Source organism: Phenylobacterium sp. RIFCSPHIGHO2_01_FULL_69_31, from assembly GCF_001824475.1.
Classification (GTDB): domain Bacteria; phylum Pseudomonadota; class Alphaproteobacteria; order Caulobacterales; family Caulobacteraceae; genus Phenylobacterium.
Window position 1 is genome coordinate 345,565 of the sequence record NZ_MHXN01000007.1, and the last position, 12,699, is coordinate 358,263.

A 12,699-nucleotide genomic window follows, 5' to 3' on the forward strand; every position below is an offset into this window, starting at 1 on the left:
GTTCTCCGGCTACCAGGCCGCCGGCACCCGTGGTCAGGCGCTGCTTGGCGGGGCCCGGGAGGTCAAGATCCACGGCCAGTGGATTCCCATCCGGGCCGAGGTGGCGAACCTGCCGATGCTGTCCGCCCACGCCGACGTTGACGAGATCATGCGCTGGCTGTCCGGGTTCCAACGCCCGCCGCGCCGCACCTTCATCGTCCATGGGGAAGGTGGCGGACCGATCGGCCTGAAGGCGCGGATCGAGGAGGACCTCGGGTGGCCCTGCACGATCTCGGCCCAGGGCGAAGCGTACGTGCTGTCGTGATCGCCGACGCCCAGACGGTCTCGGCGCCCACGCTGAAGGCGCGGCGGCTGGGGTTCTTCACCCAGCATGACGCCATCGTCCTGATGCGCGCGGACTGCCACGTCTGCCGCTCAGAAGGCCTCGGGCCCCGCTCCCAGGTGCTGTTGGCCGCGCAGGGCCGCGAGGTGCTTGCGACCCTCTATCAAGTGGCGGACGGGCTGCTCAAGCCGGGCGAGGCGGGCCTCTCCGAAGCGGCGTGGGAGCGGCTGGGCGTCGCCGACGGAGCGGCGCTGACGGTGCGCCATCCGCCCCCGCTGGGCTCCCTGTCGGCGATCCGCCGCCGCATCCACGGACAGCGGCTGGACCCGGCCGACCTGCGGTCCATCGTCCAGGACATCGCGCTGGCCCGCTACACCGACGTCCATCTCTCCGCCTTCCTGACCGCTTGCTCGGCCCTCCCGCTCGACCTGGGCGAGACGGTCAGCCTGACCCAGGCGATGATCGAGGCCGGCGAGCGGCTGGCCTGGGACGCCCCGATCGTCGTCGACAAACACTCGGTGGGCGGGCTGCCGGGCAATCGCACCACGCCAATCGTGGTGGCGATCGTGGCCTCGCACGGCCTGGTCATGCCGAAGACCTCGTCCCGGGCGATCACCAGCCCGGCCGGCACCGCGGACACCATGGAGACCCTGGCGCCGGTCGATCTGGACGTGCCCGCCATGCGCCGCGTGGTCGAGCGCGAAGGCGCCTGCGTGGTCTGGGGCGGGTCGGTCCGCCTCAGTCCCGCCGACGACATCCTGATCCGGGTGGAGCGGGTCCTGGACATCGACACGGAGGGCCAGCTCATCGCCTCCGTCCTGTCCAAGAAGATCGCGGCGGGATCGACCCACATCGTGATCGACATACCGGTGGGCGCCACGGCCAAGGTGCGCTCCGACGACGCGGCCGCCGACCTGGCCGAGCGCCTGGCCCATGTGGCGCGCGCCCTCGGAGTCACCGTGCGCTGCGTCATGACCGACGGCGATCAGCCGGTCGGACGGGGCATCGGCCCGGCCCTGGAGGCCCACGATGTGCTGGCGGTGCTGAGGAACGATCCCGCCGCCCCGGAGGACCTGCGGCGGCGCGCCTGCGGGCTTGCGGGCGCCGCGCTCGAGCTCGCGGGCCGGGCCGCGCCCGGCGAAGGCCTCGCGCTCGCCGAGGCCACGCTGGCCGACGGCCGGGCCTGGACGAAGTTCCAGCGGATCTGCGAGGCCCAGGGGGGCCTGCGGAAACCGCCCGTCGCCCCCCTGACGCGACCGATCCTGGCCCCTCGCGCGGGCCGGGTCGTCGGCATCAACAACCGGACGCTGGCGCGACTGGCGAAGCTGGCGGGGGCGCCGGACGCCAAGGCGGCGGGCCTCACCCTGCACGTGCGCCTGGGAGACGAGGTGGGGCAGGGGCAACCGCTCATGACGGTGCATGCGGAGGCGCCGGGGGAGCTCGCCTACGCCCTCGAGTTCGCCGGGGCCAATCCCGACATCGTCCTTCTGGAGGCCTGAACCATGCGCCTGGTCTTCGCCCTGCCCGGCAACGAGGCCTTCGCCGCCAGGCTCGCCCAGGAGGCTGGCGCGGAGCTGGGCGAGCTTGAGACCCGCCAGTTCCCCGACGGGGAGCACTATGTCCGCCTGCGCACCGATCCGGCCGGTCGCCAGGTCGACGGGTGTGCAGCCTTGTGCGCGCCGACAGCGTGATCCTGACGCTGCTGTTCGCCGCCGCGGCGGCGCGGGCGCAGGGGGCGGCGAAGGTGACGCTCGTCGCGCCCTACCTCGGCTACATGCGCCAGGACACACAGTTCAAGGCGGGCGAGGCGGTGACCTCGGCCACCTTCGCGCGTCTGGTCTCCGGCGCGTTCGACCGGCTGGTCACGGTGGATCCCCACCTCCACCGGCACAAGGCGCTGGACGAGATCTACGACATCCCCTGCGTGACGCTCCATGCGGCCGGACTGCTGGGCGCGTGGATCCGCGCCGAGGCGCCCAACGCCCTGGTGATCGGGCCGGATAGCGAGAGTGCGCAATGGGCCGCGGAGGTTGCCACGGTCGCGGACGCGCCCGTGGTGGTCCTGCAGAAGCAGCGCCTGGGCGACCGGAAGGTGCGGATCACCTTCCCGGACCTGTCGGCGTTCGCCGGGCGCCAGCCGGTGCTGATCGACGACATCGCCTCTTCGGGGCGAACCCTCGCGGCGGCGGCCCGGGAACTCCTGGCGCGCGGCTTTGCGGCCCCCCTCTGCGTCGTGGTCCACCCGGTGTTCGGCGGCGACGCCTTCGCGGAGGTCGCCCACGTGACGGCGCGCGTCGTCTCGACGGACGCCGTGCCGCACGAGACGAACCTGATCTTCCTGGCCCCCCTCGTCGCGGCCGCCCTGAAGGCGGAGGCCGGCGATGTCTGACTTGGAGGTGGTGTTCCGCATTCTGGCCGCCGCTGCGGTCGGGTTCCTGATCGGGCTCGAGCGGTCGCGGCGGATCCGGTTCGTCGGGGCCCGCACCTTCGCCCTGATCGCCACCGTCGGCGCCATGGCCGGGGTCGTCGCCATGCGCCTTCATAGCGAGGACGCGCGGGTGATCAGCACCGCTTGGCCGAGCACATGGGGGGTCCCTCGGCGATGATGGGCGGCGGTCGGATGACCTATGCCTTCGACGCCCAGCGCGGCCAAGCGGTGGGATCCCATATCCGGATGGGCGGGGAGGCGTTCGGCCTCCGTCTCTTCGTGGATGAAGTCGTCACCGTCCGCGATCCGCCGCGCCGCAAGGTCTGGCGTACGACCGGGGAGCCCAGGCTCATCATCATCGGCGCCTACGAGATGGGGTTCGAGATCGCCGAGGAGGGCGCGGGCTCGCGCCTGCGCGTCTGGATCGACTACGCCCTCCCGGACCGCGGGTGGGCCCGGCGCGCGCCCGCGCTCGCCGGCCTCTACGCGCGCTGGTGCGTGAACAGGATGGTGTCCGACGCCGTCCGGCACTTCAGGTCTGCGGGCGCGCGGGCGGCATGAACGGAGGGACGCCGGGGATGGGACGGCCAGCGACACGGCGGCCTTTGCGGCGAAGGACGGTGCTCTGCGCGGCGCTCTGGCTGGGACTGGCCGGTTGCTCGCGGGCGCCGGCGCGCGCGCCGTCCGACACGGCCGCCGCCGCCGGCGCCTCCGACGAGATGGGCGAACCCCACGACCAGTCCGCCTTCGCGAAGGACCCGACGGAGACCCATCTCATGTCGCCGGACGAACCGGACATGCATCCGCAGCCAGAGGCCGCCCCGGCCGAACCCCGCTAGAGTTTCACGCCCTTCAGGCGCAAGGGCGTTGCTGACCACGCTGACGCTGGAGAGCGCCATGGCCGCCGCCGCGATGGCGGGCGAGAGCAGCCACCCGAACATCGGATAGAGCACGCCCGCGGCCACGGGCACGCCGGCGGCGTTGGAGACGAAGGCGAAGAACAGGTTCTGGCGGATGTTGCGCATGACGGCGCGGGACAGCTTCCACCCGATGAAGCAGGAACCGGCGCACCAGATGGAGGCGCATCACTTCTGCAAGCAGGTGAACGAGGACTTCGCCCAGTGCGTCCTGTTCGACGGCAACACCTCGGCCGCCAACATGACCGGCGTCGAGTACATCATTTCCGAGAAGTCTTCGAGACCCTGCCGACTGGCGAGCGGCAGTACTGGCACCCCCACAACGGCGAGATCCTCAGCGGCCAGCTCGTCGCGCCCGGTCTTCCCGGCGTGGCGGAGAAGGAGCTGATGAAGGGCAAGATGAACAGCTACGATAAGACTTGGCACACTTGGGCCGCCGCCAAGGGCGAGAAGGTCCCGATGGGAACGCCGATGCTGGCCTGGTCCTTCAACCGCGACGGCGAGGGGGAGCCGGGCCTCGTAGCGAAGCGCGACAAGACGCTCGGCATCATCACCGCCGATGTGCGGCAATCCCGCCAGGACATGGTGTCGCTCGCCAAACCGCAGGAGGGTGTCGACAGCCTCAAGGGCAAGTTCGGCCGGCCAACCACGGACATTCCCGGGGTGACGGCCAAATTGCCGCGGAGAGACGGCCCCAGCTCAGCCCGGCCGGTGACACCCGTCGGGTGAGGCGTCCGCCAGCCGGCATCTGAAGCGGCCCGCGGCTCCCCGGCTCCGACGCCGCGCTGCGGTGAAGGATCATGCCTGGACCCGACGCCCCCGCTGACCCTTTGGCCGCAGTTGCCCCTGCGACCGCAATCAGGCGCCGACGCCTGGCGTTCGTCGCGAGACGAGCCTCATACCCACAATTCAGCCCACCGGACGGGGCCCAGGCGAGGCCCGCCCTATGCTGCCAGGACGCAAACATGATCTGCGCCTCGTTGAACTTGCTCCTCTTCACGGCCATCCGCGCAAAGGTGACGGACTCTCGCTCAAACCGGGGAATCAGGACGGCGGCACGTCAATGTCACCTCGGTTCTTCAGCCTTCGCCGCCGCGAGACGGGTGAACCAGATGCGCCGAACTCGCTGCGGGAATCTGTTCATGTTCCGCGAGTTGCGCGGCGCCCCGGAATTGTAGCCCCGCCCTCAGAGCGTCCCGCGTATCGGCGGTGTTGCTCTGCCAAGGGGCGATACATCGGCGCAAGCGACCGGGACGGTGAGCGCTGCGAGCCGAGTATACAGGCGCTTGAGATTATCCAGGTTTCGGTCAGCCAGGTGGACGACAGCGGGTCTCTCAAGCGCCGCGTCCGGAACAACGGCCCCGCCGCAGGCCCAGGCACAGGAGCCTCTCGCAATAAGGCCGTGGAGGCGGCGCCGCACCGTCTCTGCGGAAATTCCCAGCCGCCGGGCTACCAAGGCCGCAGTCACGGGTTTCCGATCGGCCTCTGCACCGGAGCATGCCGCGCGGTGATCGTGCTCTGTGTTCGACCGAAAAACCTCAAGCCAGATCGCCGCGTCCACCGCGTCTCCGACCGCCTCAGTCGCCAGCGCCACGATGCGCAGGAGGTATTCGGACGAGAGGCGGGCGGCGGCGCGCAACGGGAGGGGCTCAGCCAGCGGGGGCGCCGTCAATTCAGGCAGGACGCCCCACTCTGCGAGGATCGTATGAAGCTCCGAGAGCTTTCGATACGCCGCCTCCAGCGTCTCGCGATGTCCCGGCAGCGCGAGGCGTCGTGCGGGCACCACGAGACCGTCCGGAGAATTGCGGCACACGCCAAGCAGCGCCAGTCGATTCACCCGCCGGCGCACCGTCTCGAACGGGAGCCTGAGAGACTGCGCAAGCGCGTTGATGCGGATTGGCCGGCGGAGCTCATCTGGCGGCACGGCACGGTAGGTCGCATAGGCGGCCTGCAAAGCGGAGTTTCGCATCAGCGCCTCGACGTTCGCCTGGGTGACGGTGGTCACGATCAAGGCGTCGGTCAGGTCCATCGGCTGACGACCGGTCTGAACCTGATCCAGCAGGAAGCCCGTGGTGATGCTCAATATGCTTTTTGCTTCCACCGCCACGCGTGCCCCCCTTCCGCATGGCTTTTTCCGAAGAGTGATAATCTTGTACGCGGCCCAGTGCTGCAGGGAGTGTCGATATTAAGAAGGGTAGGCAACCAGCAACTCCAACCAAGTCATAATTGTATGTTACATTATGATGCGGATTCTGTTCGAGTCGGAGCATGATCAGTTTCGAACAACAATGCCGCACCTTTCCCCGACCCGTGGGCTTGGGTCCCGCAGAGGGTGTGCGCTGGGCTCTCGTCACCGTGCCGGGCGTGGGTCTCTTGGCGAGCTGGCTGCCTTTCGTCGCGTCCAGAAAGCTCAAGGCCGCAATAGTGAGTTGACCCTAAGGCCGGGCAAGAGGCTTGCGGCGACATCGGCGTGGGGTCGGCGGCGTCCGGACGGGCGCTGCCAGGTCGGAGACCGTCGCGCGAACATCAGAGTTGCGGGTCAGGATGAAAGCGCGCGCCGCCCCTTCGCGACCCCGGGGCAATGTGTCCGCAGGTCGTCGAGCACCTCGTAACGATCGGTTCTGAACCTCGGACGGAGAGGCGTCTGGGCGAAGATGCTCGGCAACGCCTCAGCCGTCGTTGACTTGCGTCTGCCGGTCCAGCTCCTCAAGAAATCCGACCGCAGCGGTGAGAAAGGCGTCGTTGCGATCGCCCGCCACCATGTGCGACGCGCCCGCGACATCGGTGAACCTTGCGTTGGGAAGCTGCGCGACGAAGGTCTCCGCCGCTTCCCGAGAAACCAGTTCGCTCAGCCGGCCCCGGATGAGATGCACCGGAAGCGTCAACGCGGGCAATCGGGCTTGGAACGCGTCGGCATCCCGCAAGGATCGGCCGCGATGGACGCCGGAGACAAAGCCGGGGTCCCAATGCCAGCGGAGCCGACCGTCGTCCCCCTGCCGCAGGTTCTTGGCCAGTCCAGAGAGATCCGCTGGCCGCGGACGGTGAGGCAGATAGGCCGCAATGACCTCAGCGGCCTCTTCGAGGCTGCCAAATCCTTGGGCGACATGGGCGCTCATGAACTCCATGACCTTGGCGGCCCCGTTCGGGTCCATGCTCGGAACGATGTCGACCAGGGTGATCGAGCTGAAGCCGCCGGGCGCGATCTCGGCCTCCGCGTACAGTCCAGCGAGCCCGCCGAGCGACGCGCCGATCAGCGCCGGACGGCCACCCATCGCGCGCGCGACCTCCGCGAGATCTCCCGCGAACCGCTCAATCCCATAGTCGCCCGTCGGTGACCAGCCGCTGTCGCCATGGCCGCGGAGGTCGAGGGTGACCACTTCCCAGCCCCGATCCGCAAGCGCCGCCGCGGTCTTCGCCCAGGCATGCCGAGTCTGGCCGCCGCCGTGCGCCATGAGGACGGAGCCGCGCCTCGGCTGACCATACCGGTCTGCGGCGAGGTCCAGACCGTCGCTGCTTCTGAAGACAGCTGGGCTCGGTTCATTCATAGGTGGTTCTCACGTTTGCGCATGCCCCGACAGCTTCGCGGGTCGACAAGGTGCGCGAGCAGCCCCTAGCCAACAAGAGCGCCATATCCCGCTTTGCGTCCTGCAGCTAGCTAGCGTAGCATGAACGTGCCATCAGAAAACACATATGTGTCGGAGCATGCATGGGCGAGGTCGTCAATTTCGAGCGGCGCAGACACGTGGCGATCGTCACGCTCAATCGCCCCGAGGCGCTCAACGCCATCTCACCCGAGATGCTCGTTCGCCTGGCCGAGGCCTGGACCCGGGTGCGAGACGACCAGGAGATCCGCGTCGCCGTCGTGACCGGCGCCGGCGACAGGGCGTTCTGTTCAGGGGCCGACCTGGGAAGGTTCATCCCCCTGATGAGCCGCGCTCGCCCGCCCGAAGACGAGTGGGACCGACGTGTCCTGGCGGACCGGGACATGCTCGGCACAGGGCTTCTGCGGACCTTCGATGTGGTCAAGCCGGTGATCGCGGCGATCAACGGCCATGCGATCGCGGGCGGCATGGAACTCGCCCAAGGCACGGACCTTCGTGTCGCGTCCGACACGGCCAAACTCGGCGTGCAGGAGGTCAAATGGGCCATTTTTCCCGGGGGCGGCTCGACCGTGCGGTTACCACGCCAGGTTCCATATGCGCGCGCCATGGAGTTGTTGCTGACCGGCGACCTGATCACCGCCGCGGAGGCGCTTGAGTGGGGCTTCCTTAACCGGGTTGTGCCGCAGGGCGAAGTCCTGCCCGCCGCGCTCGAACTGGCCGAGCGCATCGCGGCGAACGGCCCGATCGCTGTGGAGGCGATCCGCCGGTCCGCCCGAGCCTGTCTGGGGCGCCCAGAAGCCGACGCCATGCAGATCGAGTCCGAAATGGCGGCGCCAGTCTTTCGCACCGAGGATGCGCGGGAGGGTCCGCTCGCCTTCATGCAGAAGCGTAGACCTGTCTTCAACGGCCGTTGATCCTCCACCCCGGCCATCGCCCGTTCGCAAAAGGACCCCCAAAACATGGCGTTGCACAGCCGCATCTGCGAAGTCTTCGGCATCAAGTATCCGATCGTCCTGGCCGGCATGGGCGGCGCCAGCGTGCCCCGTCTGGCGGCGGCCGTCTCGAACGCCGGGGGCCTGGGCGTCCTCGGGGCCGCGGCTTGCGCGCCGGAGGAGCTGCGCGCCTGGATCCGCGAGGTGAGATCCCTCACCGATAAGCCCTTCGGCGTCGACACCTTGCTGCCGGCCTCGGTGCGCCGCGACGTCGCAGATGCGGCGGCGGTCTCCGGCGACCGCGCCAAGCCGTCCTCGATGGAGCTGATCGGCGACTACCGGGCCTTCGCGGCGGATTTCATGCGCGCGGAAGGCCTTGAGCAGGTGGCGCGCGCGCGCGAACCCGCGAACGGCGAGGCGCACGGCGGCCCAGCGTTTTTCTCGAAGGAGTTCTTCGAGGCGCAGATGGAGGTGGTGGTCGAGGAGAAGGTCCCGGTCTATGCGGCCGGGTTGGGAAATCCCGGCCCCTGGATGGATCGGCTGAAGGCCAACGGCACCAAGGTGATGGCGGTGATCGGCTCAGTAAAACACGCGCTGCAGGTCGCTGCCTCCGGCATCGATGTCGTCGTCGCCCAGGGACATGACGGAGGCGGGCACAATTCGCCAATCGGAACCATGGCGCTGATCCCCCAGGTCGTCGACGCCATGGCCGGCCGGATGCCGGTGCTCGGGGCCGGCGGGATCACCGATGGCCGTGGCGTGGCCGCCGCCATGATGCTGGGCGCCGAGGGCGCCTGGGTCGGCACCGCGTTCCTGGCCACCGAAGAGGCCGGGATCCAGCAGTTCCAGAAGGAAGTCCTGGTGGAGTACGGCGACGGAGACACGGTGGTGTCGAAGTCGGTCACCGGCAAGCCGGCGCGGATCATCCGCAACAAATGGGCGCAGGCTTGGGTCGATGCCGACAAGCAACCCCTGCCGATGCCATTCCAGTCGATGATCGCAGGACCCGTGCTGGCCGCCGCGACCCGCGACCAGCGCAAGGACATCGCCCCGGGATTCGCCGGCCAGGGCATCGGTTTGATCAAGGCGATCCGCCCGGCGCGAGAGGTCCTGGAGGATCTCGTCAGCGGGGCGGAGCAGGCTCTGTCCCGAGCCGACCGTTTCCGCTGAAGCTGAAAGGAACATCGATGGTCCCGCGCAGAATGCCTGAATTCCACGCCGAGATGGTCGAGGGCTTCATGGCCTCGAGCAATCGGATGACCGGTCTGCCGGAGTTCCTCGGCCTGAAGATCACGGGCATGGAGCCGGGCCGATTGACTGCGGAGATGGCCGTTGACCCCAAGCTGCTCACCGGCTTCGGCAACATGCACGGGGGCGTCCTGTCGGCGGCCTGCGACCATGTGTTGGGATGCGTCTGCTATCCACACATGGAGAAGGGCCAATGGGCGGCCACCACGGAATTCAAGATCAATCTTCTGGCCCCGGTCAGTCGCGGGACGGTCACGGCGCACGCGGAGATCATCTCGATGACCAAGCAGACCGCGGTCGTCCGGATCGAGATGGAGAATGAGGGTCGGCTCTGCTGTTCGGCGCAAGGCACTGTCCTGATCCAGCACCCCCGGCCCGCCTGACACCGCCCGGCGTCGGTCAAGCGGTCTTCTCAATCAAGCTACGGGCCGGCTCGCCAAGGTGGCCCAGGGCGCCGCGCATGATCCGGAGCAGTTCGGGGCGCCGCCCCCGGAAGAGGTCCTTCGGGGCGGCCAGGCCCAGCGCCAGGGGCCGCGCTGGGGGACCGATCGCGAGCGGAATGGCCAGCATCGCCGCCTGAGGATTCACCAGTCCGGAGTTGAACGCGTGTCCGCGCGCGGCGACCTGGGCCACCTCCGCGGCGACATCCTGCGGGCGCGGCGCGACCTCGTCGCCGTCCCAGACCGCGAGCGCCTCGGCGATCAACTGCGCCCGGCGATCCGGGGTCTCCATCGCCAGCAGCGCGCTCCCGAGAGTCGAACGGGCAAGGCAGCGCCGCGTCCCGGCCTTGACGTGGTACCGGATCGGCGTCGTGCCCTCGATCACGCGCACATACTGGCAATAGCCGCCGCTCGCCGCGCCCAGCACCACGGTCATCTGGGTTTGCTCCGCGATCTCGCGCATCTGTTGCTGGATGCGCCGCAGCGGAAGGATCTCGTCCCCGACCCAGTGCCCAAGCAGTGACACCCGGATGGAAGGGAAGAAGGTCTTGTCTTCGGCGGAAAATTCCAGATAGCCGAGGTCGGCGAGGCTGCGGAGTAGCGCGCCGGTGCTGGAATGGGGATAGCCTAGCGCCACGGCCACGTCTTGGATATGCGCGGGCCGGCGCACTTCGTCGAAATATTCGAAGATCTCCAGCGTCCGGGCCGCGGATTTGACGATGGACGGATCGGGCTTCGGCATGCTTTCAGATCCTGGGCGCCCGCTCAGATCGCGAGCGCCGCCCGGGTTCCTTCCTCAATGGCCCGCACCGCATCCAGCCCGGCTGCGTCGCGAGCGCCCCCAACCAGGGAATACGGCATCTGCTTCGCCGCAAGCGCCGGGACGATTCCCGCCTGTGGCTCCTGGCCGATGCATAACACGAAGGTGTCGGCCACGATCAACCTTGGGACGCCGCCCACCGTGACATGGAGGCCCTCCGGGCTGAGATGGCCATAGTCGACCTCTCCGGTCATGGCCACGCCCCGCCGCACGACCTCCTGGATGTTGGCCCAGCCCCGCGTCTTGCTCAGGCCCGCGCCGAACGCCGACCCCGGTTTGCGCTGGAAGAGTGTGATCTGTCGGGGCGAGGGCCAGGTCTTGGGAGGGGGTCGCAGGGCGCCGCGCTCGGTGAAGGCGGTGTCGATCCCCCATTCCTGGGAGAAGCCCTCGATGTCCGGAGCGGCGGGATCGCCTGTTCCGGTCGGGTGCGCCAGGAGCTGGGCCACATCGAAGCCGATGCCACCTGCGCCCAAAATCGCCACGGTGTCGCCCGCCAGTTCCGGCGTTTCAATCGCCTGTGCGTAGGTGAGAACACGAGGGTCATCCACACCGACCGAGTCCAGCGTTCGCGGTTCAACGCCGGTGGCCAGGATGACATGATCATATGCGGCGGCGATCAGTTCCTGCGGATCCACAAGTACTCCCAACCGCACGTCGACCCCGAGCTCTGACAGCCGCGCGCCGTAATATCCGATAGTTTCGGCGTAATCCTCCTTCCCCGGGATGCGGCTCGCGAGGTTGAATTGGCCGCCGATCTGGTCTGACCTCTCGAACAGAGTGACCTTGTGGCCCCGCTCCGCACCTGTCACCGCCGCAGCCAGGCCTGCGGGTCCCGCGCCAACAACCGCGATACGCTTGGGTTCGATCGGCGCTGCGACATCGCCGAATTCGGCCTCCCGGCAGGCGGCGGGATTGACCATGCAGGTCGTGAGCTTGCCGGTGAAGGCGTTGTCCAGACAGGCCTGATTGCAGCCGATGCATACATTGATCGCGGCGCGTCGCCCGGCCCGGGCCTTGGCGACGAAGTCGGGATCGGACAGAAAGGGCCGCGCCATCGAAACCATGTCGGCCTTGCCGTCTGCGATAAGACGGTCGGCGAGTTCCGGCGTGTTTATCCGGTTCGATGCGATGACCGGAACGTTGAGGTGCGACCTGAGCTGCGCCACCGCCCAGGCAAAGGCCCCGCGGGGCACCATGTGGGCGATGGTAGGGATCCGCGCCTCGTGCCAGCCGACCCCGGTGTTGACCAGGTTCGCGCCGGCAGCCGCGACAGCCTTGGCTTGATTGACCACCTCGTCGAAGGTGCTGCCACCCTCCACAAGGTCGAGCAGCGACTGTCGGTAGACGAGAATGAACCGCTCGCCGCAGCGGGCGCGAACCGCCCGGACGATCTCGGCAGGCAGCCGCTGGCGATTGGACGCCGAGCCACCCCAGTTGTCGGTGCGCTGATTGGTGCGCGGCGCCAGGAACTGGTTGAGAAGGTAGCCTTCAGACCCCATGATTTCGACCCCGTCGTAGCCAGCCTCCTTGGCGAGCATCGCGGCGCTCGCAAAATCCTCGATCGTCTCGAAAATCTCATCCTCGCTCATCTCGCGTGGCGCCAACGGGTTGATCCTCGAGGCGATCCCCGAGGGGGCGACCAGACCCTCATGGCGCGCGTAGCGGCCAGCGTGCAGGAGCTGCAGCACAACCAGTCCGCCGGCGAGATGGACCGCCGACGCAATCCGGCCGTGGTCTGCCACGACGGCTTCGCTCATCACGGCGCCGTTCCTGCCGAGGCGGCCGGCCGCATTGGGCGATACGCCGCCTGTCACGATCAACCCCGCGCCGCCTTCAGCCCTCCGCGCAAAGAACCGAGCCTGGCGGTCGTATCCATCCGACGCCTCTTCGAGCCCGGTATGCATCGAGCCCATCAAGGTACGGTTGGGAAGGGTGACGAAACCCAGGTCCTGCGGCGACAACAGATGCGGATAGCGCGAAATGTCCATGC

The 12,699-nt window shown here is 68.5% G+C and carries 14 protein-coding genes and 2 pseudogenes; 11 read left to right on the plus strand and 5 right to left on the minus strand.

Going from position 1 to position 12,699, the window contains the following annotated elements; translation table 11 throughout:
- Positions 1 to 88 precede the first annotated feature (88 nt).
- The 7 genes from A2790_RS24430 to A2790_RS05605 are packed head-to-tail and all read left to right on the plus strand — an operon-like array spanning position 89 to position 3,589.
- Positions 89 to 304 carry an MBL fold metallo-hydrolase RNA specificity domain-containing protein gene (locus A2790_RS24430; protein WP_363080456.1) on the plus strand — a complete coding sequence of 72 codons (216 nt, stop codon included), beginning with the start codon at positions 89 to 91 and terminating at the stop codon, positions 302 to 304.
- Entirely contained in the window at positions 301 to 1,821 is a 1,521-nt protein-coding gene (locus A2790_RS05580) for a thymidine phosphorylase family protein (RefSeq protein WP_293346543.1), read from the plus strand. The genes A2790_RS24430 and A2790_RS05580 overlap by 4 nt, the downstream gene beginning before the upstream one ends.
- Positions 1,822 to 1,824: 3 nt before the next feature.
- Positions 1,825 to 2,013: a ribose-phosphate pyrophosphokinase-like domain-containing protein gene (locus tag A2790_RS05585; RefSeq protein ID WP_293388550.1), complete on the plus strand. Its 189-nt coding sequence runs from the start codon at positions 1,825 to 1,827 to the stop codon at positions 2,011 to 2,013.
- The gene (locus A2790_RS05590; protein WP_293388552.1) at positions 1,983 to 2,711 is read left to right on the plus strand and encodes a ribose-phosphate diphosphokinase; all 729 of its coding nucleotides are present in this window, start codon (positions 1,983 to 1,985) and stop codon (positions 2,709 to 2,711) included. The genes A2790_RS05585 and A2790_RS05590 overlap by 31 nt, the downstream gene beginning before the upstream one ends.
- A complete protein-coding gene (locus A2790_RS05595; RefSeq protein ID WP_293346442.1) occupies positions 2,704 to 2,928 on the plus strand; it encodes an MgtC/SapB family protein in 225 nt (74 codons plus the stop codon). The genes A2790_RS05590 and A2790_RS05595 overlap by 8 nt, the downstream gene beginning before the upstream one ends.
- A 14-nt stretch (positions 2,929 to 2,942) precedes the next feature.
- Positions 2,943 to 3,311 (plus strand): SRPBCC family protein, encoded by a 369-nt coding sequence (locus A2790_RS05600; protein ID WP_293388554.1) that lies wholly within the window; start codon positions 2,943 to 2,945, stop codon positions 3,309 to 3,311.
- Positions 3,312 to 3,355: 44 nt separating this feature from the next.
- Positions 3,356 to 3,589 (plus strand): hypothetical protein, encoded by a 234-nt coding sequence (locus A2790_RS05605; protein ID WP_293388556.1) that lies wholly within the window; start codon positions 3,356 to 3,358, stop codon positions 3,587 to 3,589.
- A 21-nt stretch (positions 3,590 to 3,610) separates the two neighbouring features.
- On the opposite strand, the pseudogene A2790_RS05610 reads toward A2790_RS05605, so the two are convergent.
- Positions 3,611 to 3,793, minus strand: a pseudogene (locus A2790_RS05610) (hypothetical protein); the annotation flags it as partial.
- Between the two features lie 31 nt (positions 3,794 to 3,824).
- Here A2790_RS05610 and A2790_RS05615 point away from each other — a divergent pair.
- Positions 3,825 to 4,396 (plus strand): annotated as a pseudogene (locus A2790_RS05615) (OBAP family protein).
- A gap of 457 nt (positions 4,397 to 4,853) precedes the next feature.
- On the opposite strand, the gene A2790_RS05620 reads toward A2790_RS05615, so the two are convergent.
- Positions 4,854 to 5,774 (minus strand): hypothetical protein, encoded by a 921-nt coding sequence (locus tag A2790_RS05620; RefSeq protein WP_293346451.1) that lies wholly within the window; start codon positions 5,772 to 5,774, stop codon positions 4,854 to 4,856.
- A 562-nt stretch (positions 5,775 to 6,336) separates the two neighbouring features.
- The gene (locus A2790_RS05625) at positions 6,337 to 7,212 is read right to left on the minus strand and encodes an alpha/beta hydrolase (RefSeq protein WP_293346454.1); all 876 of its coding nucleotides are present in this window, start codon (positions 7,210 to 7,212) and stop codon (positions 6,337 to 6,339) included.
- Positions 7,213 to 7,373: 161 nt separating this feature from the next.
- Between A2790_RS05625 and A2790_RS05630 the strand changes: the two genes are divergently transcribed.
- From A2790_RS05630 to A2790_RS05640, 3 genes are read left to right on the plus strand one after another with little or no spacing between them, the layout of a single operon-like run.
- Entirely contained in the window at positions 7,374 to 8,183 is an 810-nt protein-coding gene (locus A2790_RS05630; protein ID WP_293388560.1) for an enoyl-CoA hydratase-related protein, read from the plus strand.
- 45 nt (positions 8,184 to 8,228) lie between these two features.
- On the plus strand, positions 8,229 to 9,371 hold the full coding sequence (locus A2790_RS05635; RefSeq protein ID WP_293346460.1) for a nitronate monooxygenase family protein: 1,143 nt from the start codon (positions 8,229 to 8,231) through the stop codon (positions 9,369 to 9,371).
- Between the two features lie 17 nt (positions 9,372 to 9,388).
- On the plus strand, positions 9,389 to 9,832 hold the full coding sequence (locus A2790_RS05640) for a PaaI family thioesterase (RefSeq protein WP_293388562.1): 444 nt from the start codon (positions 9,389 to 9,391) through the stop codon (positions 9,830 to 9,832).
- Positions 9,833 to 9,848: 16 nt separating this feature from the next.
- Here the strand turns inward: A2790_RS05640 and A2790_RS05645 are convergent, their stop codons facing one another.
- Together A2790_RS05645 and A2790_RS05650 are read right to left on the minus strand one after the other, a co-directional pair.
- Positions 9,849 to 10,631, minus strand: a complete 783-nt coding sequence (locus A2790_RS05645) for a helix-turn-helix domain-containing protein (protein ID WP_293346470.1) — start codon at positions 10,629 to 10,631, stop codon at positions 9,849 to 9,851.
- A 23-nt stretch (positions 10,632 to 10,654) separates the two neighbouring features.
- Positions 10,655 to 12,697 (minus strand): NADPH-dependent 2,4-dienoyl-CoA reductase, encoded by a 2,043-nt coding sequence (locus A2790_RS05650; protein WP_293346473.1) that lies wholly within the window; start codon positions 12,695 to 12,697, stop codon positions 10,655 to 10,657.
- Between the last annotated feature and the right edge of the window lie 2 nt (positions 12,698 to 12,699).